General features: G+C 45.6%; 22 protein-coding genes and 1 riboswitch. Of the genes, 10 read left to right on the top strand and 12 right to left on the bottom strand.

What is annotated here, in order from left to right; all coding sequences use genetic code 11:
- Positions 1 to 124: 124 nt before the first annotated feature.
- From hemG to A6D97_RS08120, 3 genes are read right to left on the bottom strand one after another with little or no spacing between them, the layout of a single operon-like run.
- A complete protein-coding gene (hemG, locus tag A6D97_RS08130; protein WP_065584162.1) occupies positions 125 to 652 on the bottom strand; it encodes a menaquinone-dependent protoporphyrinogen IX dehydrogenase in 528 nt (175 codons plus the stop codon).
- A 10-nt stretch (positions 653 to 662) separates the two neighbouring features.
- Positions 663 to 2120, bottom strand: a complete 1458-nt coding sequence (locus A6D97_RS08125; RefSeq protein ID WP_008223210.1) for a TrkH family potassium uptake protein — start codon at positions 2118 to 2120, stop codon at positions 663 to 665.
- 34 nt (positions 2121 to 2154) lie between these two features.
- Entirely contained in the window at positions 2155 to 2778 is a 624-nt protein-coding gene (locus A6D97_RS08120) for a YigZ family protein (protein WP_017058823.1), read from the bottom strand.
- 227 nt (positions 2779 to 3005) lie between these two features.
- Here A6D97_RS08120 and fadB point away from each other — a divergent pair, with 227 nt between their 5' ends.
- From fadB to A6D97_RS08105, 3 genes are all read left to right on the top strand, one after another.
- Positions 3006 to 5177 carry a fatty acid oxidation complex subunit alpha FadB gene (fadB, locus tag A6D97_RS08115; protein ID WP_017058822.1) on the top strand — a complete coding sequence of 724 codons (2172 nt, stop codon included), beginning with the start codon at positions 3006 to 3008 and terminating at the stop codon, positions 5175 to 5177.
- Between the two features lie 26 nt (positions 5178 to 5203).
- Positions 5204 to 6367 (top strand): acetyl-CoA C-acyltransferase FadA, encoded by a 1164-nt coding sequence (fadA, locus tag A6D97_RS08110; RefSeq protein WP_017058821.1) that lies wholly within the window; start codon positions 5204 to 5206, stop codon positions 6365 to 6367.
- Positions 6368 to 6609: 242 nt separating this feature from the next.
- Complete coding sequence (locus A6D97_RS08105; protein WP_017058820.1) at positions 6610 to 7590, top strand: MDR family oxidoreductase; 981 nt, start codon at positions 6610 to 6612, stop codon at positions 7588 to 7590.
- A gap of 135 nt (positions 7591 to 7725) precedes the next feature.
- On the opposite strand, the gene A6D97_RS08100 is transcribed toward A6D97_RS08105, so the two are convergent.
- Complete coding sequence (locus tag A6D97_RS08100; protein ID WP_004736673.1) at positions 7726 to 8667, bottom strand: LysR family transcriptional regulator; 942 nt, start codon at positions 8665 to 8667, stop codon at positions 7726 to 7728.
- 156 nt (positions 8668 to 8823) lie between these two features.
- Complete coding sequence (locus A6D97_RS08095; RefSeq protein WP_004736674.1) at positions 8824 to 9009, bottom strand: hypothetical protein; 186 nt, start codon at positions 9007 to 9009, stop codon at positions 8824 to 8826.
- A 149-nt stretch (positions 9010 to 9158) separates the two neighbouring features.
- Between A6D97_RS08095 and tusA the strand changes: the two genes are divergently transcribed.
- The gene (tusA, locus tag A6D97_RS08090; protein WP_065584161.1) at positions 9159 to 9410 is read left to right on the top strand and encodes a sulfurtransferase TusA; all 252 of its coding nucleotides are present in this window, start codon (positions 9159 to 9161) and stop codon (positions 9408 to 9410) included.
- A gap of 83 nt (positions 9411 to 9493) precedes the next feature.
- On the opposite strand, the gene A6D97_RS08085 is transcribed toward tusA, so the two are convergent.
- Positions 9494 to 9748 (bottom strand): hypothetical protein, encoded by a 255-nt coding sequence (locus A6D97_RS08085; RefSeq protein ID WP_017058818.1) that lies wholly within the window; start codon positions 9746 to 9748, stop codon positions 9494 to 9496.
- A 151-nt stretch (positions 9749 to 9899) separates the two neighbouring features.
- Positions 9900 to 10454, bottom strand: a complete 555-nt coding sequence (locus tag A6D97_RS08080) for a TMEM165/GDT1 family protein (protein ID WP_017055491.1) — start codon at positions 10452 to 10454, stop codon at positions 9900 to 9902.
- Positions 10455 to 10488: 34 nt separating this feature from the next.
- Positions 10489 to 10664: riboswitch (yybP-ykoY riboswitch) on the bottom strand.
- A 210-nt stretch (positions 10665 to 10874) separates the two neighbouring features.
- Between A6D97_RS08080 and glyQ the strand changes: the two genes are divergently transcribed.
- The 4 genes from glyQ to A6D97_RS08060 all read left to right on the top strand — a co-directional run bounded on the left by glyQ (position 10875) and on the right by A6D97_RS08060 (position 17656).
- The gene (gene glyQ / locus A6D97_RS08075; protein WP_017058815.1) at positions 10875 to 11792 is read left to right on the top strand and encodes a glycine--tRNA ligase subunit alpha; all 918 of its coding nucleotides are present in this window, start codon (positions 10875 to 10877) and stop codon (positions 11790 to 11792) included.
- A 2-nt stretch (positions 11793 to 11794) separates the two neighbouring features.
- Positions 11795 to 13861, top strand: a complete 2067-nt coding sequence (gene glyS / locus A6D97_RS08070) for a glycine--tRNA ligase subunit beta (protein WP_065584160.1) — start codon at positions 11795 to 11797, stop codon at positions 13859 to 13861.
- Between the two features lie 202 nt (positions 13862 to 14063).
- The gene (locus A6D97_RS08065) at positions 14064 to 16151 is read left to right on the top strand and encodes an alpha-amylase (RefSeq protein WP_065584159.1); all 2088 of its coding nucleotides are present in this window, start codon (positions 14064 to 14066) and stop codon (positions 16149 to 16151) included.
- 254 nt (positions 16152 to 16405) lie between these two features.
- The gene (locus tag A6D97_RS08060) at positions 16406 to 17656 is read left to right on the top strand and encodes a valine--pyruvate transaminase (protein WP_017058812.1); all 1251 of its coding nucleotides are present in this window, start codon (positions 16406 to 16408) and stop codon (positions 17654 to 17656) included.
- 106 nt (positions 17657 to 17762) lie between these two features.
- On the opposite strand, the gene A6D97_RS08055 is transcribed toward A6D97_RS08060, so the two are convergent.
- A complete protein-coding gene (locus A6D97_RS08055) occupies positions 17763 to 18197 on the bottom strand; it encodes an Hsp20 family protein (RefSeq protein ID WP_009848140.1) in 435 nt (144 codons plus the stop codon).
- Positions 18198 to 18339: 142 nt separating this feature from the next.
- Between A6D97_RS08055 and A6D97_RS22295 the strand changes: the two genes are divergently transcribed.
- Positions 18340 to 18462, top strand: coding sequence for a hypothetical protein (locus A6D97_RS22295; RefSeq protein WP_267869012.1), 123 nt, complete (start codon positions 18340 to 18342; stop codon positions 18460 to 18462).
- A gap of 239 nt (positions 18463 to 18701) precedes the next feature.
- Here A6D97_RS22295 and gyrB read toward each other — a convergent pair whose 3' ends face one another.
- The 4 genes from gyrB to dnaA all read right to left on the bottom strand — a co-directional run bounded on the left by gyrB (position 18702) and on the right by dnaA (position 24873).
- Positions 18702 to 21119: a DNA topoisomerase (ATP-hydrolyzing) subunit B gene (gene gyrB, locus A6D97_RS08050; RefSeq protein ID WP_017058811.1), complete on the bottom strand. Its 2418-nt coding sequence runs from the start codon at positions 21117 to 21119 to the stop codon at positions 18702 to 18704.
- A gap of 17 nt (positions 21120 to 21136) precedes the next feature.
- The gene (recF, locus tag A6D97_RS08045) at positions 21137 to 22216 is read right to left on the bottom strand and encodes a DNA replication/repair protein RecF (RefSeq protein WP_017058810.1); all 1080 of its coding nucleotides are present in this window, start codon (positions 22214 to 22216) and stop codon (positions 21137 to 21139) included.
- A gap of 53 nt (positions 22217 to 22269) precedes the next feature.
- Positions 22270 to 23370, bottom strand: a complete 1101-nt coding sequence (gene dnaN, locus A6D97_RS08040) for a DNA polymerase III subunit beta (RefSeq protein WP_017058809.1) — start codon at positions 23368 to 23370, stop codon at positions 22270 to 22272.
- Between the two features lie 81 nt (positions 23371 to 23451).
- Complete coding sequence (gene dnaA, locus A6D97_RS08035) at positions 23452 to 24873, bottom strand: chromosomal replication initiator protein DnaA (RefSeq protein WP_017058808.1); 1422 nt, start codon at positions 24871 to 24873, stop codon at positions 23452 to 23454.
- Between the two features lie 311 nt (positions 24874 to 25184).
- Here dnaA and A6D97_RS08030 point away from each other — a divergent pair, with 311 nt between their 5' ends.
- Positions 25185 to 25934, top strand: coding sequence for an amino acid ABC transporter substrate-binding protein (locus tag A6D97_RS08030; RefSeq protein WP_009848135.1), 750 nt, complete (start codon positions 25185 to 25187; stop codon positions 25932 to 25934).
- Positions 25935 to 25998 lie beyond the last annotated feature (64 nt).

Genomic DNA, 25998 nt, shown 5'->3' with positions numbered 1-25998 from the left:
CGTGTCAGCGAGGTGGCATTATAGAGATTTCGATCACACTGGCAAGCCCTTTTTTAAGTTTTTTTCGTTTTTTTATTCGTTCGATTAAAAAGAACTCAAAACGCCTCAAAAGTAGGCTTTTATCTTACATATTCTTCAGTTTTTCAGTGAACAAAGAGACTTTTTCCCAGTTTGTGTACTCAACTTCCTTCGTTGTATCCGTTTCACCACCTGTCATATTCATAATAAAGCGGATCATGGTTCTATCGAACCAGTTATAACGTGGGTAATAGAGGGCACCTGCAAATACACCGATTAAAGTCGGCTGCCATGGAGACTTGGTAAGGAACTTCTTAATATACGCACTGCCTTCTGGTGTATCTTTGCCTTGGTCTTCTTTACGCGCCGTTAAGTTAACACAGAAGAACGCAACCTTGCTTGATTGCAACTGAGTAAGGTTGGCATCAATAAATTGATATAGCTTCTTATTAAGGTGGCCATAACGAATCGATGCGCCAATCAACACTCTGTCGTACTGAGCAAAGTCCACCTTGCCAATAGTGTGCAGATCTTGAAGCTCACATTCGAACTCACTCATTTCTTCTTTTATATAGTTCAAGATTTTCTTGGTCTGCCCTTCACGGCTTGAATACAAAAATAGAGCTTTTGCCACAATGTTGTCCTTAGCTACGCCAAAACGTAGGGGTCAATAAGATTAATAAGGTGAAGATTTCTAATCGGCCAAACAGCATAGATACGATAAGTACCCATTTTGCTTTGTCGTTCACATCGCCAAAGTGCACCGCGACTTCACCAAGGCCCGGGCCAAGGTTATTTAATGTCGCCGCTACCGCAGAGAAAGCACTCAACTCGTCCATACCAGTTGCAATAAGAGCCAGCATACAAACCACAAACACTAATGCGTATGCAGAGAAGAAGCCCCAGACCGCATCTACAACACGTTGTGGTAGTGCAGAACCGCCAACCTTGATGGTATAGACAGCCCGTGGGTGAACAAGACGCTTCATTTCACGAGCACCTTGCAGAGTAAGTAGTAAGATTCGAATCACTTTCATACCACCACCCGTAGAACCTGCACATCCCCCTATAAAAGAAGAGAACAAAAGCAGTACGGGTAAGAACAATGGCCACTCTGAGAAACCCGTCGTTGTAAAACCCGCGGTCGTAGAGATAGACACGGTTTGGAACAAGGCTTGGTCGAAAGCATCGTAGTACGAATCATAAGAGTGATGATTGAGCAGTAATAAGAAACAAACCAAGAACAGTACTGCCTGAATAAAGATAAAGGCGCGGAACTCAGGATCTTTCCAATAATACTTAGGATGCACACCACCTGAAGCAAATGCAGCAAAGTGAAGCGAATAGTTACATGCGGATATAAGAAGGAACACAACTGTAATCATGTTGATCGCAGGGCTATTGAAATACCCCATGCTCGCATCGTGAGTCGAGAAGCCACCAATCGCAATAGTAGAGAAGCTATGACTGATGGCATCAAAGAAGCTCATCCCAGCAAGCCAAAACGCCACTGCACAAGCAATGGTTAAGCTCAGGTAGATGTACCAAAGCGCTTTTGCCGTTTCAGCAATACGCGGAGTCATCTTGCTATCTTTTACTGGACCCGGGATTTCAGCACGATATAACTGCATACCACCGATACCCAGAACAGGGAGGATAGCTACCGCTAATACGATGATACCCATACCACCAAACCATTGTAGGAACTGACGATAAAAAAGAATCGCCTTAGGCAGATCATCGAGGCCGACAATTACGGTCGCACCTGTCGTAGTTAATGCAGAGAAGGATTCGAAGAAAGCATCGGTTACCGACACATTGGGGTTATCGGCGATCAAAAACGGCAGCGCACCCGCACTACCGATTACCGTCCAAAACAGAACAACAATCAAAAAGCCATCACGCGCTTTCAATTCATGCTTATAACGTCGGTTTGGAAACCAGCAAGTTGCTCCACAGAATAAGAGAACGAAGAAGGTCGTCACAAATGGCACACCCGCACCATCTCGATAGATCAGTGCGACGAGCGCAGGAGCAAGCATTGATACACTAAAAAGTGCTAATAATAATCCGACGATTCGAATAATTGAGCGAAATTGCATGAGCTATTGAACGAAGCGAAATGCTTCACACTTCCTAGTTGTCTTTGACTTTCGTTACCAGTGCCTTAGCACCGCTTTTATTGATCATGGTTTGGGTAAACGAATCTACCTGAAGGAGCTCTATTTCAATAATAAGCTCAACTTGAACACCATAATCCGCTTGGACCTCAACAGCCTGATGCTGAGCCATGATGGATTGTGCGATCGGCACAAAGCCATAGTCTAACTCTAGCCGTAATTTTGTGGTTATTTTTTTCTCGATAGTTTGAAGCAGCTTGAGAGCTTGTTGTACGCCACCGCCGTAAGCCTTAACCAAACCGCCGGTTCCAAGCTTAATTCCGCCAGAGTAGCGCGTCACAACAGCCGTTAATTCACCGACACCAGAGCCCGATAGTTGCGCCAAGATAGGCTTACCCGCTGTACCCGAGGGTTCACCATCATCACTGAAACCCCAAAGCATTGAGTCTTCAGGTCGACCAGCAACAAAACCCCAACAGTTATGTCGTGCTGAAGAATGCTCTTTTTTCACCTGTTCTACGAACTGTTTTGCAGCTTCAACACTTGGAGTATGAGCAAGATGCGTAATAAAGACGCTCTTTTTTATCTCTTCTTCAAACAGAGCCGACGCAGAAGGTATTAAATAAGGCTGTTCATTCATATCGTTAACTTAGTTAATAAGAGCGACGAAGTGTATCACGCGTGAATAATAAGGGTTAGAGGATCTGTGCCATCGCACAATGTTAAACAATTGTTTAAAAAATGTATTGAAATTAATCAAGCAGAGGTACAGACTAAGATAACTGGTCTTACCAGGTATTCTACAATAATAGAAAGATAACAAGATTCTCTCAAACAATCGTGGATTGTATGTCATGGAGATAGACAATGATTTACCAAGCTAACACCCTACAGGTAAAGGAATTACAAGATGGTATTGCGGAATTAAGCTTCTGTGCACCAGCCTCTGTAAACAAACTCGACCTTGCTACTTTAGAATCACTAGATAAAGCGTTAGATGCTCTTAATGCTCACGCAGGATTACGTGGTTTAATCTTAACTTCAAACAAAGACGCGTTCATTGTAGGCGCAGACATCACTGAATTTCTTGGCCTATTTGCTAAGCCAGAAGCAGAACTTGATGAATGGTTAAGATTCGCTAATTCAATCTTCAGCAAGCTCGAAGACCTTCCTGTCCCAACTCTTTCAATGATGCGTGGCCATGCCCTTGGCGGCGGCTGTGAATGTGTACTCGCTACCGATTTCCGTATCGGTGACAAGACCACCAGCATTGGCCTACCTGAAACCAAACTTGGCATCATGCCTGGTTTTGGTGGTTGTGTACGCCTACCTCGTGTTATCGGTGCTGACAGCGCAATGGAAATTATCACGCAAGGCAAAGCATGCCGTGCAGATGAAGCGCTTAAAGTTGGCTTGTTAGATGCGATTGTTGAAACAGACCAGTTACTAGAATCGGCAATCAATACCGTTTCTCTGGCTGCTAATGAAAAATTAGACTGGCAGCTACGCCGTAAACAAAAGACATCAGCGCTTTCACTAAGCAAACTCGAAGCGATGATGAGCTTTACCATGGCGAAGGGCTTAGTTGCTCAAAAAGCAGGGCCTCACTACCCAGCTCCGATTACTTCTGTGATTGCGATTGAAGAAGCAGCACGCAGCAATCGCGATGCAGCACTCGACATCGAACGTAAGCACTTCGTTAAGCTAGCGAAATCGGAAGAAGCAAAAGCATTAGTTGGCTTATTCCTGAATGACCAGTACATCAAAGGCTTAGCGAAACAAGCGGGTAAGTCAGCAAACAAAGCAACTGAGCGTGCAGCCGTACTTGGTGCAGGTATCATGGGCGGCGGTATTGCTTACCAATCAGCTCTAAAAGGCGTGCCAGTGATGATGAAAGACATCGCACAAGCATCGCTTGATCTAGGTATGAACGAAGCATCTAAGCTGTTGAATAAACGCTTATCACGCGGTCGCTTAGATGGATTCAAGATGGCTGGTATTCTGTCTTCTATTACTCCAAGCCTGCATTACGCGGGTGTAGAACAGTCGGATGTGATTGTTGAAGCAGTAGTAGAAAACCCGAAAGTAAAAGCAGCAGTACTGAGCGAAGTGGAAGGTTTGGTTGGTGAAGACACGGTTCTAACATCAAACACCTCTACAATTCCGATCAACCTGCTAGCGAAATCACTGAAGCGCCCAGAAAACTTCTGTGGCATGCACTTCTTTAACCCTGTGCATCGCATGCCTTTGGTTGAGATCATCCGTGGTGAACAAACTTCAGAAGAGACCATCAATCGCGTGGTTGCTTACGCAGCGAAGATGGGTAAATCCCCAATCGTTGTTAACGACTGCCCAGGCTTCTTCGTTAACCGTGTACTTTTCCCTTACTTTGGCGGTTTCAGCATGTTGCTACGCGACGGTGCTGATTTCACTAAGATCGATAAAGTGATGGAGCGTAAGTTCGGTTGGCCAATGGGCCCGGCTTACTTACTAGACGTTGTAGGCCTAGACACTGCACACCACGCACAAGCTGTGATGGCGCAAGGTTTCCCAGAGCGTATGGGCAAAGAAGGTCGTGATGCGATTGATGCACTTTACGTTGCTGAAAAATACGGTCAGAAAAACGGTAGCGGTTTCTACACATACAGCGTAGACAAGCGTGGTCGTCCGAAGAAGACCTTCTCTGAAGACATTCTTCCTATCTTGGCTGACGTATGTCAAGCACCACAAGATTTTGATGACCAAACAATTATCCAGCGCGTGATGATTCCAATGATCAACGAAGTGGTGCTTTGTCTAGAAGAAGGCATTATCGCGACACCGCAAGAAGCGGATATGGCACTGGTTTACGGTTTAGGCTTCCCTCCATTTAGAGGCGGCGTATTCCGCTACTTAGACAGTGTGGGCATTGGTAACTTCGTTGAAATGGCGAAAGGCTACCAAGACTTAGGTGCAATGTACCAAGTTCCTCAGCTATTGCTTGATATGGCAGCGAAGGGCGAAAGCTTTTACGACAGCCAACAAGCCAGTTCTCTGTAACCCACATTTGGAAAAGGAATAGCAAAATGAAAAATGTAGTTGTTGTTGATTGCCTTCGCACCCCAATGGGACGTTCCAAAGGTGGAGCTTTCCGTCACACTCGTGCTGAAGATCTGTCTGCACATTTGATGAAAGGCATTTTAGAGCGCAACCCAGAAGTAAACCCTGTCGAAATTGAAGATATTTACTGGGGTTGTGTACAACAAACACTAGAGCAAGGCTTCAACGTTGCACGTAACGCTGCCTTGCTTGCTGGTCTACCGATTGAGATTGGTGCTGTAACAGTCAACCGTTTATGTGGTTCATCTATGCAAGCTTTGCATGATGCAACTCGCTCTATCATGGTTGGTGATGCTGAAATCTGCCTGATTGGTGGTGTGGAGCACATGGGCCACGTACCAATGAACCATGGTGTTGATTTTCACCCAGGCATGTCAAAACACGTAGCAAAAGCGGCCGGCATGATGGGGCTAACCGCTGAGATGTTAGGCAAAATGCACGGTATTAGCCGTGAAGACCAAGATGCATTCGCAGCACGCTCACATGCTCGCGCTCAAGCAGCTACGGTTGAAGGTCGTTTCAAAAATGAAATCCTGCCAACCGAAGCTCACGCTGCAGACGGTTCTCTGTTCACTCTGGATTACGACGAAGTCATTCGCCCAGAGACAACAGTTGAAGGCTTATCCCAGCTGCGTCCGGTATTTGACCCAGCAAACGGCACAGTAACAGCAGGTACTTCATCAGCTCTGTCTGATGGCGCTTCTGCAATGCTTATCATGAGCGAAGAGAAAGCTAACGCACTTGGCCTTAAGATTCGCGCTCGCGTGAAGTCTATGGCTATCGCTGGCTGCGATCCTTCAATCATGGGTTACGGCCCAGTACCAGCAACCCAAAAAGCACTCAAACGTGCAGGACTAACCATTGAAGACATGGGTGTGATTGAGTTAAACGAAGCGTTTGCTGCTCAATCTCTACCTTGTGCTAAAGACTTAGGTCTACTGGATGTTGTTGACGAGAAAGTAAACCTTAACGGCGGTGCGATTGCTCTGGGTCACCCACTAGGCTGTTCTGGTTCTCGTATCTCGACGACGCTAATCAACCTGATGGAAGCACAAGACGTGAAATACGGCTTGGCGACTATGTGTATTGGTTTAGGCCAAGGTATTGCAACGGTATTTGAACGCCCATAGCGTTTACTGACTGTAATATTTGAAGGGTAATCTTTTGTGCAGCTATATTTATATAGCTGCACTTTTTATTGCTTGGCATCCAACAATGCATCGATTGCGTTCAGCGAACTCAACGAGAGAAAAACCAACCCTGACATCTATGCACAAAACGCATATATTCAATGTTGATGTTTCATTATTTTTTCTCGGATGATTCAACTAAAGTTACTTCAGTTTCCTAATATTCCTCCACGGAGCAGATCATGTTTAAAGCACTTGTACTAAACCAAGAAGACAAAAAAACTATCGCGTCAGTTTCTCAAATTGAAGAATCTCAATTACCAGAAGGTAACGTGAAGATTGATGTTAGCTACTCTTCTTTGAACTACAAAGATGGTTTGGCGATTACAGGTAAAGGGCGCATTGTTCGCAACTTCCCTATGGTTCCTGGTATCGACCTTTCTGGTGTGGTTTCACAATCTGATGACCCTCGCTACAAAGCAGGCGACGAAGTGGTTCTAACTGGTTGGGGTGTTGGTGAAGGTCACTGGGGCGGCATGGCTGAGAAAGCAAGCCTAAACGGTGACTGGTTAGTGCCGATGCCTAAAGGTCTAGACGCTAAGAAAGTAATGGCGATCGGTACAGCAGGCTTCACAGCAATGCTTTGTGTTCAAGCTATTGTCGATGCTGGCATCAAGCCTGAAGACGGTGAAATCCTAGTTACCGGCGCAAGTGGCGGTGTAGGTAGCGTATCTATCACTCTACTAAACCAACTGGGCTACAAAGTGGCAGCAGTGACTGGCCGTGCTTCTGTAAACGGTGAACTACTTAAATCACTAGGCGCGACACGTATTGTAGAGCGTGCTGAACTAGAAGAACCAGCTAAGCCACTAGAAAAACAACTGTGGGCTGGCGCTATCGATACGGTAGGCAGCAAAGTGCTTGCGAAAGTATTGGCGCAAATTGATTACAACGGTGCGGTTGCGATGTGTGGTCTAGCAGGCGGTTTTGACTTACCAACCACGGTAATGCCATTCATTCTGCGTAACGTTCGCCTACAAGGTGTTGATTCTGTAATGTGCCCTCGTGAAAAACGTATTAAAGCGTGGGAACAACTGGCTGAGCTACTACCAGAATCTTTCTACGCTCAAGCAACCAAAGAAGTGTCTTTAGACGGTGCAATTCAAGCAGCAGAAGACATCACTAACGGTCAAATCACTGGTCGCGTAGTCATTAAACTATAGGCTCTCAAACATAAAGTTATCAAACCTTAAGCAACAGCTTTAGGCTTGGATAACCCAAAACAACAAAGGGCTGATTTTTATCAGCCCTTTTGCGTTTTTGTCATTCGGGTCAAGTGAACTCAGACTCAGATCCGGTTAACCCAAACCGACATCCGCAATCCGTTTTTGAATCAACTCACCACACTCTTCTTTTACCACTCTTCTTAACCATTGTTGTGAAGCAGAAGAATCGCAACGCGAGTGCCAGATCAGTGAGTAATCAAACGGCATAAATTCAAATGGTAATGGCTTAACAACCAAGTCATAACGCTCTGCTACCAAATAAGCCAAATCAGCAGGCACAGTAATCACCAACGGCATTCTATCAACAATCGCCAATGCCGCTTCAAGGTGATAAGCACGCAACACCATTTTACGAGGCTGTTGATTGGCTAACGCGTTGTCTAATAAAGCCTTAACACCATCACTGATCGCAATCATCGCATGTGGGAGTGAAACATAGTCTTCAAGGCTTAAAGGTTGATCGGCTAATGGATGGTTTTTAGATAACAGACACGACACACCAACCGGCCCCAAGACTTCTTGATGAAGTGGTGCAATGCTGCCACTCGGACGACAGATCGCCATATCAACGCGTTCGGTGCTGAGCTGTTTAAACAAATGCTCATGCTGCAACGGAGCAAACTCCAAAGAGATATTGGGTGCTTGTTCATAAATCTTAGGCAACGCATAAGGCAAGATGGTTTGCATCGCATAATCGGTGGTAGCGATCAGAAAACGTTCGCTGCAATAGTAAGGGTCAAAGTCACTCGGACTCAGCAATTGGCGAAAAGACTCCAAAGGCTGATCAATACGCTGACTGATCTCGAGTGCTTTCTTGGTAGGAATAAGGTGCTGACCTTGACGTGTAAACAACGGATCGTTTAGTAATTCTCTTAAACGCCCTAATACTCGACTGGTTGCGGATTGGCTTAAGTTAAGACGAAGCGCGGCCTGGCTTACGCTGCCCTCTTCAATCAATACCTTTAAAGCGACCAATAAATTAAGGTCTCTACGATAGATGTCTTCTAATTCCACGCCACTTACCTAGCTGTATACGATTGCCATTAGTCACTAAGTTGTTTATAGCATGCTTTAGATAAAAAAAATCCCGCAATTACGCGGGGAAGCCCAAGAAAATTTGGGGATAGTGTCGGAATGTTGTCGTATCGGAATTCGCTTGCTGTATTCGGGTTAGTGCTCTTGCTCTTCGGCTATGCCTTGCCAACGGCGCATCTCTACCCAAATACCAATAATCGTTGCTACTATGCCAAAAATAGGCATCAGTGAGGTCTCTGTCGATGAGCGTAGTACTAACGCACAAAAAGAAATAAAACAGAGAACCGAATAAATTGTTAATCTATCTAATCCTGTCAACATCGCCACTCCTTAGCTAGTTGCCTTTGCTTCAAGTTGTTATCAACTTGTTAACTAAGTTATAGGAAATGATTCTGTTTGCCAAGCACTTATTGCATATTTTTTCTGCAGACGTATTATTCACTCGTTAGATAGATATAGAGATACAAACCATGACATTCAAACCTGAACTGGCAACCCATACTTTAGAAGCTGAAGGCCTGCGTTGCCCGGAACCAGTAATGATGGTCAGGAAGACAATTAGAAACATGCAGGATGGCGATGTGTTACTGGTAAAAGCTGACGATCCTTCGACAACTCGAGATATTCCGAGCTTTTGTCGATTCATGGATCACCAGTTGGTAGGCCAAGCAACAGAAACGTTGCCTTACCAGTATTTGATCAAAAAGGGATTGGAGGCGTAACGCCCCACCGACTATCAAGTATCAAAAAAGCCGCTCGTACCTTATGTTCTTAAACAGAACTCAGAGTACGAGCGGCTTTTTGTTTATTCGCTTCTAGATTTGTTTTGCAGATGCTCCAGCTGATGCTGAATTTCTCGGATATCTTTGCGCATCGGAATAATATGCGCGACCCGAATCCAAGCCTCTACCGCAAGTGCAGTCATGATGATGGCACCCGCGACCATTGGCAGCCACATGTCCGTCAACACCATGCCTAACAGTGTAAGTGCAAGACCAAAAGTAAATAGATAACTTTGGCTTTGTGGAGTAATACCCATATAACGCGTCAACATAATCATGCCCTCGTGTTCTTAACTCACAAGATTAAAATATCATGACAAGTATGACAGTTATATGTCCATTCGCTCGATAAACCCCACAATACTGTAAGAGTATGACCTACAACACATTACTCTACTGATTGAGTATAATAAGACTCAATACCACCTGTTAATAGAAAGCAGCAGCGATAGCTAAACCCACGAATAGCAAGGCTGTGATCTTACGAATCAGATCAAGCGGCATCTTATCCGCAGAGAGCTTACCGATGATCACCACAGGCACATTCGCCAGCAGCATACCGATCGTAGTACCCAGAATCACCCACGTTAATGCATCAGAATATTGAGCCCCTAGAATAGAGGTCGCAATTTGGGTTTTATCACCGATCTCAGCAATGAAGAAGGCGATGAAACTGGCGACAAACGGGCCTCGGTTTGATATCTGCTCATCGTCATCCAACTTATCCGGAATCAGAATCCAGCCCGCCATAGCGATGAAACTAACCACCAGCACCCACTTTAATACTTCAGGTGAAAGATAGTCGGCGACCACAACCCCGAGCCATGCAGCAAGGGCATGATTGGCAATGGTGGCAAAGAAGATAGCCGCAATGATAGGTATCGGTTTTCGATATCGACTGGCTAATAAAAGGGATAGCAACTGGGTCTTATCACCGATCTCGGCTAAGGCGACAGTTGTAATTGAAATTGCTAAAACGCTCACGACATGCTCATTTGGGATGGAGATTATTATATTTAACCAAAGACAAACCTCGCGCCCCATCCCGGTTCACGATGCTTGTCTAAGGTCTTGCTAAGCGCCACCAAGGTGGTGGTTGCCTCGAACGCCATGATGATTTTGCATCAATTATGTTGACGAACGAACTCATTCAATAGGATATGAATAAGTAAGCTACTCCCCAAAGACCGCGAGATTTTAATCACCCACGCTTTCAAACACAAGTGTCAAACTTATCAAAATATCCACTTGTGCCGAAAAACAAACATTAAAGGCAAAAAAATCCACTAAACGACATTTTAGACCACTAATTAAACAAGATTACCCCTACTCGCTTTACGAATATCTCGGTATACTCAGAGGTTATTTTTCTCATTCATTTAAAAGAATCGCGCGAACCTGACTATGCAAAAATACGATATCAAAACCTTCCAGGGAATGATCCTCGCGCTGCAGGATTACTGGGCTCAAAACGGTTGTACCATTGTTCAACCTCTAGATATGGAAGTAGGTGCAGGCACCTCTCACCCAATGACATGTCTACGAGCACTTGGCCCAGAGCCAATGTCTACAGCTTACGTTCAACCTTCTCGTCGTCCGACCGATGGCCGTTACGGTGAAAACCCGAACCGTCTGCAGCACTACTACCAATTCCAAGTAGCGCTAAAACCATCGCCAGACAATATCCAAGAGTTGTACCTAGGCTCCCTAGAGGTTCTTGGTGTTGACCCACTTGTTCACGACATTCGCTTCGTTGAAGATAACTGGGAAAACCCAACACTAGGCGCATGGGGCCTTGGTTGGGAAGTATGGCTAAACGGCATGGAAGTAACTCAGTTTACTTACTTCCAACAGGTTGGCGGCCTTGAGTGTAAGCCAGTAACTGGCGAGATCACTTACGGTATCGAGCGTCTAGCAATGTACATCCAGGAAGTAGATTCTGTTTACGACCTAGTATGGAACGTAGCACCAGACGGTTCTAACGTGACTTACGGTGACATCTTCCACCAAAACGAAGTTGAGCAATCGACGTACAACTTCGAGCACGCAGACGTAGATTTCCTATTCACTTTCTTCGACCAGTGCGAGAAAGAGTGTAAAGAGCTACTTGAGCTTGAGAAGCCACTGCCGCTTCCAGCTTACGAGCGCATTCTAAAAGCAGGTCACGCATTCAACATCCTTGATGCGCGCAAAGCTATCTCTGTAACAGAGCGTCAACGTTACATCCTTCGTATCCGCAACCTGACTAAATCAGTTGCTGAAGCGTACTACGCGTCACGTGAAGCGCTTGGCTTCCCAATGTGTAAGAAGGAAGGTAAATAATCATGGCGAAGAATTTTCTAATTGAACTGGGTACGGAAGAGCTTCCACCAACAGCACTTCGTTCTCTAGCAGAAGCGTTTGCTTCTAACTTTGAAGCAGGTCTTAAAACGGCTGAGCTTTCTCACGAAGGCATCAAGTGGTACGCAGCACCTCGTCGTCTAGCACTTAAAGTAACTGCACTGGCTGAAGGCCAAGCAGACAAAGTGGTTGAGAAACGTGGCCCTGCTGTTTCTGTGGCATTCGATGCTGAAAGCAACGCGACCAAAGCGGCACAAGGTTGGGCTCGTGGTAACGGTATTACTGTTGAGCAAGCTGACCGTCTGAAAACAGACAAAGGCGAGTGGCTTCTTTTCAAACAAGAAGTAGCTGGCAAACCAGTTCAAGAATTGGTGATGGACATTGCTGCGAAAGCACTGGCTGGCCTACCAATTCCTAAAGCAATGCGCTGGGGTAACTCAGACATTCAATTTATCCGTCCAGTAAAAACACTGACAGTACTACTAGGTGATGAGCTTGTTGAAGGCGAAATCCTAGGCGTAGCATCTGCTCGTACTATCCGTGGCCACCGTTTCATGGGCGAACAAGAGTTCACAATCGACTCTGCTGACCAATACCCTGCGATCCTAGAAGAGCGCGGTAAAGTAATGGCAGATTACGAAGCGCGTAAAGCGATCATCCTTGCTGATTCGCAAAAAGCGGCAGCTGCGGTTGGCGGTACAGCTGACCTAGAAGATGACCTTGTTGAAGAAGTAACGTCTCTGGTTGAATGGCCAGTAGTACTTACAGCGAAGTTCGAAGAAGAGTTCCTAAAAGTCCCTTCTGAAGCGTTGGTTTACACCATGAAAGGTGACCAAAAGTACTTCCCTGTTTACGATGACAACAAGAAACTACTACCGAACTTCATCTTCGTATCGAACATCGAGTCTAAAGAGCCTCGTCACGTTATCGAAGGTAACGAGAAAGTGGTACGCCCACGTCTTGCTGATGCTGAATTCTTCTTCAACACAGACCGTAAGCGCCCGCTTATCGACCGTCTTGCTGAACTAGACCAGGCTATCTTCCAGAAGCAATTGGGTACTATCAAAGACAAAACAGACCGCATCACAGAACTTGCTGGCTACATCGCTGAGCAAATCGATGCTGACGTTGAAAAGTCTAAGCGTGCTGGCCTACTGGCTAAGTGTGACCTAATGACCTCTATGGTATTCGAATTTACGGATACTCAAGGTGTGATGGGCATGCACTACGCGACTCACGACGGTGAAGACGAGCAAGTTGCACTGGCACTTTACGAGCAATACATGCCTCGTTTCGCGGGTGACGATCTACCAAGCACTGGTATCTCTTCAGCAGTAGCAATGGCAGACAAGCTAGACACTATCGTAGGTATCTTCGGTATTGGCCAAGCACCAAAAGGTTCTGACCCATTTGCACTTCGTCGTGCGTCTCTAGGTGTGCTACGTATCATCGTTGAAAACGGCTACAACCTAGACCTAACCGATCTGATCGGCAAAGCGAAAGAGCTACTAGGCGACAAGCTGACTAACAAAAACGTAGAAGCTGACGTTATCGACTTCATGCTAGGTCGTTTCCGCGCATGGTACCAAGATGCTGGTTTCAGCGTTGATATCATCCAAGCGGTACTAGCACGTCGTCCAACTAAGCCTGCTGACTTTGACCAACGTGTTAAAGCGGTTTCTCACTTCCGTGAACTGGAAGCAGCAGAAGCACTAGCAGCAGCGAACAAGCGTGTAGGTAATATCCTTGCGAAATTCGATGGCGAGCTACCAGCTGAAATCGACCTAACGCTTCTTCAAGAAGACGCAGAGAAAGCACTGGCTGAAAACGTTGAAGTAATGACGGAAGCACTAGAACCAGCATTCGCAACAGGTAACTACCAAGAAGCCCTAAGCAAGCTTGCTGATCTACGTGAACCAGTTGATGCATTCTTCGATAACGTAATGGTTATGGCTGATGACGAAGCGCTTAAGAAGAACCGTCTAACGCTACTGAACAACCTACGTAACCTGTTCCTACAGATTGCTGACATCTCTCTACTGCAAAAATAAGCACAAGTGAGACAATTACTCTAAGTCATACTCTGAGTAATTAACGGTAAACACCCAAAGGGAAGCGAAAGCTTCCCTTTTTGTTTTTGTGAACCAAGCATTTGTTTGTAGAGGTCTTATTGATTAACTGAATGAAACAGCACTCAGACTGTAGAGGGCATTGTTTGCTATAACTGACCTGTTTATTCAGGGGAAGGGAACAATGAAAAAAACAGTACTCGCGCTTTCAATACTCGCACTCAGCGCATGCAGCCAAACCAGTGACAACAACCTATTACTGACAATTGATAACGACACTGTCGTATTCGAATCATCCGGTAAAGGCACCGTGATTGCAGAACAGGAACTCGCGAAAGGTAGCTATACCTTCTCTATCAGCGATACTCAAAATACCTGTGGCACCAACTATGCGCTGGCTGAAGAAAACCGCATCAAATTCAATAAACCCCTTCGCCTAGACGACTGCGCCGAGAAGTCTGAATTAGATATCAAGATCTTTCGCGCTAACACCTATCAGTTTATGCTCAACCCACAAACCAATGAACTGACCGTTCAGATAAAGCCGAAGCAACAACAAGTACAAAGCTTTGCTTGTCCGGTTCCTAGTGACGAACCAACCATCATCGACGTTGCTCAAACCTTTGATGATGGCACCGTGGTTAGAGACGCTCTTTCAGGCAAACAAGTCACAGTAACGAATGGCAGCGTCACCATGCAGCCAGCAGAAAATAGCCAAGGTGTTCTGCTGCTTGAGAAAGTAGAACCAGAAACCAAAGCTGACTTTAGTTGGGATAACGCCACGGTTTACTTCGTAATGACTGACCGTTTCCACAATGGTAATCCTGATAACGACAACAGTTACGGTCGCAGCCAAGATGGACAAGACGAAATCGGCACCTTCCACGGTGGTGACTTGGCAGGCTTAACCGAAAAACTCGATTACATAGAATCACTCGGTGCTAATGCTATCTGGATAACGTCTCCGTTAGAGCAAATCCACGGCTGGGTTGGCGGCGGTGATCGAGGTGACTTCAAACACTACGGCTACCACGGCTACTACCATCAAGATTGGACCAAGCTCGATGACAACATGGGCACCGAAGACGAGCTAAAAACCTTCATCGATACCGCGCATAGCAAAGGCATTCGTGTTGTTTGGGATGTGGTAATGAACCACACCGGCTATGCGACGCTTGCCGACATGCAAGAGTTTGATTTTGGTAAGCTCAACCTAACTGACGAAGAAGCCAAACAAACACTTGGCGAAAACTGGACAGATTGGCAACCAGCCAAAGGTCAGAACTGGCACTACTTCAACAACTACATCTCTTACAGCGACAAAGAAGCGTGGGAAAAGTGGTGGGGCAAAGCTTGGCTACGCAGCGATATCGGCGCCTATGACTCTCCGGGCTACAATAACCTCACCATGTCTTTGGCGCATCTGCCCGATTTCAAAACAGAGTCGACAGAGACAATCGGGCTGCCTAATTTCTATCGCAATAAGTCCACCAGCGCGACCGATGAACTCAAAACACCTCGTAACCATTTAATCACTTGGTTATCGGATTGGGTGCGCGAATATGGTGTCGATGGTTTCAGGGTCGATACCGCTAAACACGTTGAACTCGAAGCATGGGCAGAACTGAAAGAGAGCACCAACCAGGCACTTGCCGAGTGGAAACAGAACAACCCAGACAAGGCCTTGGATGACTTACCCTTCTGGATGACTGGCGAAGTATGGGCACACAGCGTGGTCAAATCAGATTACTTCGCTAACGGATTTGATTCGATCATCAACTTTGAATTCCAGAGTGATATCGCACCAAAGGCGCTCAAGTGCCTATCCGATCTTGATGCTGATTACCTTCGATACGCAGAGAAGATCAACAACGACAGCGAGTTCAACGTACTGAGTTACCTTTCGTCTCACGACACCTCGCTATTCTGGACACAACATGGCAGTGACTTTGCAAAACAAACCAAAGCTGCAAACGCGTTGATGCTGGCTCCCGGTGCGGTACAGATCTATTACGGCGATGAAATCGCCCGAGACTTTGGCCCAACGGGTTCTGATCCAATGCAAGGCACACGCTCAGACATGCCTTGGGATCAAATCACTGGCGAACGTGTAGAGCTGCTAGAACACTGGCAAGCGCTTGGCCAATTCCGCCAACGCCACCCAGCCGTTGCTCAGGGTAAGCACATCATCCGTAACAGCAAGGGCTACTATGCGTTCGAACGCCAATACCAAGATGACAAGGTATTAGTCGTTTATACCGGTTCGAACTAAACCTTCATTAACATAAACACCAGAAACTAAAGGGGAAGCTTAGGCTTCTCCTTTTTTTATCGCTAAAGGTACGTTCAATAAGCAAGCTGTCACTCATTAACCAAACTTTATAGAAGTTTTTTACGTGTTAGAGCATTTGGCGCTATGCGTCGCAAAAACATTGCGGTATGTTCAAGGAATACACTGATGGCAGACATAAGGTCTGCCTTAATGACACGTAACAAGCAATCACAATGAATTAGGTAAAATTAGTAATGCAGTTCTCTAAGTTTGGCGAAAAGTTTAATCGATACTCTGGAATCACTCGTTTAATGGATGATTTGAATGATGGCCTGCGCACTCCTGGCGCTATCATGCTCGGTGGTGGCAACCCAGCCGCTATCCCTGCCATGCTCGATTACTTTAACCAAGCCAGTGCCGACATGCTCGCCAGTGGAGAACTCATCGCCGCCCTCGCCAACTACGATGGTCCGCAGGGTAAAGACAGCTTCATCAAATCGTTAGCAGCAATGCTGAAAGAGACCTACGGTTGGGACATCAGCGAGAAGAACATCAGCCTGACTAATGGCAGTCAAAGTGGCTTCTTCTACCTATTCAACCTGCTAGCAGGCCAACAGCCTGACGGCTCACATAAGAAAATCCTACTGCCGATCGCACCGGAATACATCGGCTACGGCGACGCGGGTATTGATGACGATATTTTTATCTCTTACCACCCAGAGATCGAACTGCTAGAAAACCGTCAGTTTAAATACCACGTTGATTTTGAACAACTAAAGGTTGATGACTCAGTCGCGGCTATCTGTGCATCTCGTCCAACCAACCCAACGGGTAACGTACTGACCGACGAAGAAGTGCGTAAACTGGATAAACTGGCGCGTGAAAACAACATCCCACTGCTGATCGACAATGCTTACGGCCTGCCGTTTCCTAACATCATCTTTGAAGATGTCGAACCGCTCTGGAATGAAAATACGATTCTGTGCATGAGCCTTTCTAAGCTTGGTTTGCCGGGTGTGCGTTGCGGTATCGTAATTGCGAGTGAAGAAGTAACACAAGCATTGACCAACATGAATGGCATCATTAGCTTAGCGCCAAACAGTGTTGGCCCTGCAATTGCCAATCACATGATTGAAAAAGGCGATTTACTGCGCTTAAGTAGCGAGGTAATCAAACCTTTCTATAAAGATAAGTCACTACGTGCAGTTGAACTGTTACAAGACGCTATCGACGACCCTCGCTTCCGTATTCACAAGCCTGAAGGCGCTATCTTCTTATGGCTATGGTTTGATGAGCTGCCGATCACCACAATGGAACTGTACGACCGCCTTAAAGCTCGCGGCGTATTGATTGTTCCGGGTGAATACTTCTTTATCGGCCAAGAAGACGAGTGGGATCATGCTCACCAGTGCTTACGCATGAACTACGTACAAGATGATGAGGCGATGCAGAAAGGCATTGCTATCATTGCTGAAGAAGTGAAAAAGGCTTACTCAGAGCAGTAATAAGAGCTTTTAGCTTACCGCAGGTCAAATACAAAAAGAGCACCTCATTAGGTGCTCTTTCACTTTTACTTCCCGATATTTTTTAGCTCTAAGGAGCTAACAGTAATTAGCCTTCTAGTAAACTATTACCATTGATAGCAATCTTACGTGGTTGCATCGCTTCTGGGATTTCGCGTTCGAGGTCGATGTGAAGAAGACCATTTTCCATGCTTGCACCTACCACTTTTACGTAGTCAGCCAGTTGGAATTTACGCTCGAAATCGCGCTCTGCGATACCTTGGTATACGAAGGTTTTCTCTGCTTCTGCTTTACGCTCACCTTTCACAATTAGCATGTTCTCTTTCTGAGTCAGATCTAATTGGTCATCAGCAAAACCAGCGACTGCCATAGTAATACGGTAGTTGTTCTCGTCTTTTTGCTCGATGTTGTATGGAGGGTAACCGCCAGAAGAGTTCTTCGATGTATTCGCTTCCATCATGTTGAATAGACGATCGAAGCCGATTGCGTTGCGGTAAAGTGGAGTGAAATCTACAGTTCTCATAATGCTATCCTTTTAGTAAGCAATAGTCTTAGCTGCGAATTTTACTTGGATCTAACCTGTGTGTGACCCAGTAAACAGCTAAGAGATTCAATTCGCATTCCTCGGGTTTCACCTCTATTGGCGACAACGCTGGGACATGGCAATGAATCAATTTTTAAGTTGTGTGCTGCCAAAGTTATCCTCTATTGAGCGATACTTCGTTAGCGGTAATGAAGGTTCTGTTTCTTCTCTTGTAGAGCAAGACAGTCATCCTCTTCACAAATAGATATATGGATTGAGCAAAATAGTTTCAAGGGGTTATTTTCAATTATTTTTGCAACTCAATATTTTTCAATATCTTACAAACATAAAAAAGCACCATCCAAAGGATAGTGCTTTAAAATGATTTTAGTTTTTTGAGACGAAGCTATTTGGCTTTAGTTCAAGGAAGAGGCGCGGAGCATACGAATGTATGTGAGCACCTCTGACACAGAAATTAAGCCAAAGAGCGAAGTATCAAAGAGACTAAACGTCTAGGTTTGCTACTTTCAGTGCATTCTCTTCGATGAAGTTACGACGAGGTTCAACTTGGTCACCCATTAGCGTCGTAAACAACAAATCAGCACCAACAGCGTCTTCAATTGTTACTTGCATCATACGGCGAGTTTCAGGATCCATCGTGGTTTCCCAAAGTTGATCAGGGTTCATCTCACCTAGACCTTTGTATCGCTGTAGGCTTAGACCACGACGAGACTCTTTCACTAACCAGTTCAGAGCATCAACGAAGCTAGAAACTTCTTGAGTACGCTCACCACGCTTAATGTAAGCGCCTTCTTCAATCAAGCCATCAAGAGCTTCAGAAAGATCCGCTAGCTTACCAAACTCTTTAGAGTTAATAAGATCGATGCTTAGTAGGTGTTCATGAGTCACACCATGAGTACGAACCACAATCTTAGGAACGCTTAAGCCTAGCTCTTCGTGTTTTTCAACTTCAAGGCTGTATTGGCTTGCACCTACTTCTTTCGCGTTTAGCTGTTCAACAAGCTGCTTACCCCAAGCTTCAACTGCCGCGTCATCATGACACTGCTCGGCCGTTAGACGAGGAACGTAAATCAGTTCGTGAACCAATGCGCGTGGGTAACGGCGGCTCATACGATCAACAAGCTTGATGCCTGCATTGTATTGCTGAACAAGCTTCTCTAAACCTTCACCTGCAAATGCTGGCGCTTCAGGGTTTACGTGCAGTTCTGCGTTGTCTAAAGCCAAAGATACTTGATACTGGTTCATCGCATCTTCATCTTTAATGTACTGCTCTTGCTTACCTTTCTTCACTTTGTAAAGTGGCGGTTGAGCAATGTAGATGTAGCCACGTTCAATCAGCTCTGGCATTTGACGGTAGAAGAACGTCAGTAGTAGGGTACGGATGTGAGAACCATCGACATCGGCATCGGTCATGATGATGATGTTGTGGTAACGCAGTTTATCTGGGTTGTATTCGTCACGACCAATACCACAACCAAGAGCGGTGATTAGCGTTGCTACTTCTTGAGAAGACAGCATTTTATCGAAACGTGCTTTCTCTACGTTAAGGATTTTACCTTTCAGCGGTAGGATTGCTTGGTTCTTACGGTTACGCCCCTGCTTAGCTGAACCGCCAGCAGAGTCTCCTTCCACAATATATAGTTCAGACAGTGCAGGATCTTTTTCCTGACAGTCAGCAAGCTTACCAGGAAGACCCGCTAAATCTAATGCGCCTTTACGACGAGTCATTTCACGAGCTTTACGCGCTGCATCACGAGCACGTGCTGCATCAATAATTTTAGAACAAACTGTTTTCGCTTCACCTGGGTTCTCAATAAGGAACTCAGACAACTTCTCACCCATTGTAGATTCAACGGCAGACTTCACTTCTGAAGAAACCAGCTTATCTTTAGTTTGGCTTGAGAACTTAGGATCAGGCACTTTAACAGAAACAATCGCCGTCAGACCTTCACGAGCATCATCACCAGAGGTCGCAGTCTTCGCTTTCTTAGAGAAGCCTTCCTTGTCCATGAAGCTGTTCAGAGTACGCGTTAGCGCCGCACGGAAACCTGCTAAGTGAGCACCACCATCGCGTTGAGGGATGTTGTTGGTGAAACAGTAGATGTTTTCTTGGTAGCCGTCATTCCACTGCATCGCAACTTCAACGGTAATACCGTCTTCGCGCTCAGAGTTAAAGTGGAAGATTTTTTGGATGATTGGCGTTTTGTTAGTATTAAGGTGTTCAACAAACGCTTGGATACCGCCTTCGTATTCGAAGTGATCCATTTTGTCTTCTTCGCGCTCGTCAATTAGCTTAATTGATACACCTGAGTTCAAGAATGATAGCTCACGTAGACGCTTAGCTAAAATGTCGTAATGGAACTCGATGTTAGTGAAGGTTTCTTCACTCGGCCAGAAACGAATCTCTGTACCTGTTTTATCCGTGTCACCGATAACCGCTAGTGGCGCTTGAGGCTCACCGTGGCTGTAGGTTTGAGTGTGGATTTTGCCACCGCGGTGGATAGTAAGAGTAACTTGCTTAGAAAGTGCGTTAACTACTGAAACACCAACACCGTGCAGACCACCAGATACCTTGTACGAGTTATCATCGAACTTACCACCAGCGTGAAGAACCGTCATGATTACTTCGGCTGCAGATACGTTTTCTTCTGGGTGCAATTCTGTTGGAATACCACGGCCGTCATCGCTCACAGACACAGAACTATCTTCATGGATAGTTACAATGATGTCATTACAGTGACCAGCTAGCGCTTCATCAATAGAGTTATCTACCACCTCAAAAACCATGTGGTGCAGACCGGTACCATCATCCGTGTCGCCAATGTACATTCCAGGACGCTTACGTACCGCATCCAGACCCTTCAGTACTTTAATACTCGATGAATCGTAATTATCTGACATAGTTACTCTCTGACTAATTATCCTTGCTCTATTTTGCCATGTTCCACATGAAACATCCTGCTATTTTCGTCATGCATATCTGCAATCTGATCAGCGGTAATAGAGCTTACAAAAACTTGAGCCTGGGTCGCCTTTAAACACTCAGCAAGACGTGCTCGGCGTTGGCTATCTAATTCGGAAGCGAAGTCATCTATCAAATAGATGCACTGCTTACCTGTCATTTGAGTGAGGTGTTGCCCTTGTGCTACTCGTAGCGCGCACACCATCAACTTCAATTGACCTCGTGACAAGACATCTTCCACTGGAGTGCCGTTCACTTTTATCTTCAGATCCGCTTTGTTTGGCCCACTAAAGGTGTAACCAAGCTGCTGATCCCTTTCAAAATTCTTTTCTAATATATCGGCGTACGGGGTGTCTTTGTCCCAGCCACGATAGTAGTTAATCTTTATCTCAAACTCAGGAAGGAAGGTCGCACAGATTTCTTCGGCGACTTCTTTGAGCTGATCAACGTAGGTGGCACGCCACTGACTGATGCTTTCTGCTAAACGGGCCAATTCTTGGTCCCAATAGCTCAGCTCTCGATAGTGCGTTGCCGTTTTCAATAAGGCGTTTCGCTGCTTATTGAGGCGCTTTACCCTGCCCCACGCATCATAAAAGCCCGACTCACTGTGGAAGACTCCCCAATCAATGAATGCTCGGCGATGCTTAGGTCCATCGGTTAGTAAATCAAACCCTTCAGGGTGAATCAACTGCAAAGGTAAGACTTGAGCTAACTGAGCCAACTTTTGCCCAGTTTGACCGCTTATTTTAACCTCTGTCGTGCCATCGCGCTGCTTATTAATGCCAATTGGCAGCTCAAATTGATCCGAGGTCATAAAACGGCCATGTACAAACAGCTCACTACACTCGTTTTGTATGATACGACCGGTAAGTGAACTCTTGAATGAGCGACCATGTCCGAGCAGATACACAGCTTCAAGGACACTGGTTTTGCCGCTTCCGTTAGCCCCTATAAGAAAGTTAAAGCCTGATGACGGTTGAATGTCACAGGCTTCAATATTTCTAAACTGCTTAACGATTAAGCGCGATAAAGGCATAACGTCTTCATATTAATCTTCAATCACGACTCGGTAGGTCAACATAGGGCTGCTTATAAGCGAATTGGCATAACAACGTACATCGCGCTGTCATCTTGTGCGTTCTCGATAAGAGCACTCGCATTGGCGTCTGACATTGAGATGCGAACCTGTTCACAACGCAGTGTGTTCAGAACATCCAATACGTAGCTTACGTTGAAGCCAATCTCTAGCGCGTCACCGTCGAAGTTAACATCGAGTACTTCTTCTGCTTCTTCTTGCTCTGGGTTGTTCGCGGTAATGCGCATCTCGCTATCCGCAAGGTTAACGCGAACACCACGGAATTTTTCATTCGATAGAATCGCAGCACGAGAAAATGCTGAACGTAATTCATCACAGCCAGCTTCAAGTGTCTTGGTGGTATTTTGCGGCATTACGCGGCGATAATCAGGGAAACGACCATCAACCAGCTTAGAAGTGAAGACATAGTTGTTCACTTCAGCTCGCACGTTAGAGTTACCAATTTGCAGTGTTACTGGCTGTTCAGGTGCATCCAATAGCTTCACTAGCTCTTGAACACCTTTACGAGGAACAATGATCTGCTTCTGAGCAAAATCCGCACCCAGTTGTGCTTGAGATACTGCCATACGGTGACCATCGGTCGCCACGCTGCGCAGGATAGAGCCTTCAATCTCAAACAACATACCGTTGAGGTAATAACGAACATCTTGGTTCGCCATTGAGAATTGTGTTTTCTCGATAAGACCGCGAAGTTCAGCTTGTGTCACTGACACTTCAACTTCACTGCTCCAGTCTTCAATATTTGGAAAATCTGCCGCAGGTAATGTTGCTAAAGAAAAGCGGCTACGACCAGAGCGAACCTGAATACGGTCACCATCCAATACCACAGTGATCACTGAGTTATCTGGCAATCCACGGCAGATATCTAGGAATTTACGTGAAGGTACGGTAATGCTGCCCGCTTCGAAATCACCTTCAAGCGTTACACGGCTGATCAGTTCAACTTCTAGATCCGTCGCTGTCATCGACAACACGTTATCTTCTACTTTAATCAGTAGGTTTCCTAGAATTGGAAGCGTTGGCCTGCCACCGAGTGCGCCAGATACTTGTTGTAATGGCTTAATCAGGTGACTACGTTCAATGGTAAATTTCATATCTTGCTCTTACGGTCTAAATGGCACTGCGTAATAGTACGTGGCCAAGATTCTGCTTATTAAGGTTAAGAATACTGTGTATTAAGAAGAAAGGGTACGAATCAAGTTCGAATAATCTTCTTTAATGTCGTGGCTCTCTTCACGCAGCTGAGCAATCTTACGACAAGCATGTAGTACCGTCGTGTGGTCACGACCACCGAATGCATCGCCAATCTCAGGCAAGCTGTGGTTTGTTAGCTCTTTCGCCAGTGCCATCGCCAATTGACGTGGACGAGCAACAGAACGAGAACGACGCTTAGACAATAGATCAGCGACTTTGATTTTGTAGTACTCGGCTACTGTCTTTTGAATGTTATCAATAGTGACCAGTTTTTCTTGCAGTGCAAGTAGGTCACGCAGTGCTTCACGCACGAAGTCGATCGTGATCGGGCGGCCAGTGAAGTTTGCATTCGCAATAACACGGTTCAATGCGCCTTCCAGTTCACGAACGTTAGAGCGTAGACGCTTGGCAATAAAGAACGCCACTTCATCCGCAAGGTGAATTTGGTGGTCTTCGGCTTTCTTCATCAAGATCGCAACACGTGTCTCAAGCTCTGGTGGCTCAATCGCTACCGTCAAACCCCAGCCGAAACGAGATTTAAGACGATCTTCTACCCCGTTGATCTCTTTTGGATAACGGTCAGACGTTAGGATGATCTGTTGATTGCCTTCAAGCAGCGCGTTAAAGGTATGGAAGAACTCTTCTTGAGAACGCTCTTTATTAGCAAAGAATTGGATGTCATCGATAAGCAATGCATCAACACTACGGTAGTAGCGCTTAAATTCTTCGATCGCGTTGTTTTGCAGAGCCTTTACCATATCCTGAACAAAACGCTCTGAGTGCATGTAAACCACTTTCGCATTCGGCTTATTATCAACAATGGCGTTACCCACCGCATGCAACAAGTGCGTTTTACCTAAACCAGTGCCGCCGTATAGGAACAACGGGTTGTAGGCTGTACCTGGGTTATCAGAAACCTGACGTGCCGCAGCCAAACCGAGTTGGTTCGACTTACCTTCAACAAAGTTATTGAACTTATGTTTTGGGTTCACGTTTGAGCGGTGATTCAAGTCAACCGCGACAGGCTCTTCATCACGCCAGATATTATGGACAGGTTTGCGAGCTTGTAATTGCGCAGGTGCTGATGACTCAGCGGCCACATCAGCTGCAGTGCGAGTCTGAGTTGGTGTCGGTGTCGCAGGCTTTGGTGCAATCACACGCTTGCTTCCCACTTCAAAATGAAGATGTGGGATATCGTTACCGCAATATTCTTGCAGCAGACGGTTAATGCTATTTAGATACTTATCACGAACCCAATCGAGTACGAAACGGTTCGGTGCAAATAGAGTTAGAGTATTGTCATTGAGTTCCGCTTGTAACGGACGAACCCACATACTGAATTCTGTAGCTGGTAACTCTTCTTGAAGCTGTTGCAAACACTGCAACCAAAGCGAAGATGACACGGTGCCCTCACTCTATTTAAAGTAATATGAAATGACCGCTAATTTTACCTGTTGATAAGTCAGATCACCAGCAATTGATCACAGATCCAGTGAATAAGATCCAAGTTATTCACAATAAATTTGTAATTTATCGGTGGATCCACACATCTTGCCCCTAATTTACTCACACAATGATCCACTTATGCCCGGATCCTTGCTAGTTATCCCCAAATCGGGAATTCAATCTGGTTATGGTTAATAACATCTGGTTATTTATTCTAGTGAGCATTTTCCCAGTAACATCCAAACCCATAAATATAAGGAGTTACCAAATGAATAACTGGATTAAGGCTGCAATTGCGGCTATCGCACTCTCTGCTGCTACTGTTCAAGCTGCGACTGAAGTTAAAGTCGGCATGTCTGGTCGCTATTTCCCGTTTACGTTCGTTAAACAAGACCAGCTACAGGGTTTTGAAGTGGATTTATGGGATGAGATCGGTAAGCGTAACGATTACAAGGTTGAATACGTAACGGCAAACTTCTCTGGTCTGTTTGGTCTTCTTGAAACGGGTCGCATCGATACCATTTCAAACCAAATTACAATGACGGATGCACGTAAAGCGAAATACCTATTCGCAGACCCATACGTAGTAGACGGCGCACAAATTACCGTTCGTAAAGGTAATGACAGCATTAAAGGCATCGAAGACCTTGATGGCAAGACGGTTGCGGTAAACCTAGGCTCAAACTTTGAACAACTGCTTCGCAGCTACGACAAAGATGGCAAGATCAATGTAAAAACCTACGATACAGGTATTGAACATGACGTGGCACTGGGTCGTGCCGATGCATTCGTAATGGATCGCCTATCAGCACTAGAGCTTATCAAGAAGACAGGTCTACCATTACAACTAGCAGGTCAGCCATTCGAAACAATTGAAAACGCTTGGCCTTTCGTCGACAACGATAACGGCAAAAAACTGCAAGCAGAAGTAAATGAAGCATTAGCAGCAATGCGCGCAGATGGTACGCTAGAAAGTATCTCTCAGAAATGGTTTGGTGCGGACATTACTCAGAAGTAATTACTCACTTTCTCCATTCAAGGCCCACTGCTTTATACAGCGGTGGGCTTTTTGCTTTTGTGCA

The organism is Vibrio sp. ZF57, assembly GCF_001691235.1.
Lineage (GTDB): Bacteria > Pseudomonadota > Gammaproteobacteria > Enterobacterales > Vibrionaceae > Vibrio > Vibrio crassostreae_C.
This window is presented reverse-complemented; position numbering and strand designations above follow the sequence as displayed.

Coding starts and splice junctions, on each gene's coding strand:
- A6D97_RS08085 (WP_017058818.1), bottom strand. CDS start 9,748: ATGATTATGTTGACGCGTTATATGGGTATTACTCCACAAAGCCAAAGT.
- fadA (WP_017058821.1), top strand. CDS start 5,204: ATGAAAAATGTAGTTGTTGTTGATTGCCTTCGCACCCCAATGGGACGT.
- A6D97_RS08120 (WP_017058823.1), bottom strand. CDS start 2,778: ATGAATGAACAGCCTTATTTAATACCTTCTGCGTCGGCTCTGTTTGAA.
- A6D97_RS08030 (WP_009848135.1), top strand. CDS start 25,185: ATGAATAACTGGATTAAGGCTGCAATTGCGGCTATCGCACTCTCTGCT.
- A6D97_RS08105 (WP_017058820.1), top strand. CDS start 6,610: ATGTTTAAAGCACTTGTACTAAACCAAGAAGACAAAAAAACTATCGCG.
- glyQ (WP_017058815.1), top strand. CDS start 10,875: ATGCAAAAATACGATATCAAAACCTTCCAGGGAATGATCCTCGCGCTG.
- fadB (WP_017058822.1), top strand. CDS start 3,006: ATGATTTACCAAGCTAACACCCTACAGGTAAAGGAATTACAAGATGGT.
- tusA (WP_065584161.1), top strand. CDS start 9,159: ATGACATTCAAACCTGAACTGGCAACCCATACTTTAGAAGCTGAAGGC.
- gyrB (WP_017058811.1), bottom strand. CDS start 21,119: ATGTCAGATAATTACGATTCATCGAGTATTAAAGTACTGAAGGGTCTG.
- A6D97_RS08095 (WP_004736674.1), bottom strand. CDS start 9,009: ATGTTGACAGGATTAGATAGATTAACAATTTATTCGGTTCTCTGTTTT.
- glyS (WP_065584160.1), top strand. CDS start 11,795: ATGGCGAAGAATTTTCTAATTGAACTGGGTACGGAAGAGCTTCCACCA.
- recF (WP_017058810.1), bottom strand. CDS start 22,216: ATGCCTTTATCGCGCTTAATCGTTAAGCAGTTTAGAAATATTGAAGCC.
- A6D97_RS08060 (WP_017058812.1), top strand. CDS start 16,406: ATGCAGTTCTCTAAGTTTGGCGAAAAGTTTAATCGATACTCTGGAATC.
- A6D97_RS08055 (WP_009848140.1), bottom strand. CDS start 18,197: ATGAGAACTGTAGATTTCACTCCACTTTACCGCAACGCAATCGGCTTC.
- dnaN (WP_017058809.1), bottom strand. CDS start 23,370: ATGAAATTTACCATTGAACGTAGTCACCTGATTAAGCCATTACAACAA.
- A6D97_RS08125 (WP_008223210.1), bottom strand. CDS start 2,120: ATGCAATTTCGCTCAATTATTCGAATCGTCGGATTATTATTAGCACTT.
- A6D97_RS08065 (WP_065584159.1), top strand. CDS start 14,064: ATGAAAAAAACAGTACTCGCGCTTTCAATACTCGCACTCAGCGCATGC.
- A6D97_RS22295 (WP_267869012.1), top strand. CDS start 18,340: ATGAATCAATTTTTAAGTTGTGTGCTGCCAAAGTTATCCTCTATTGAG.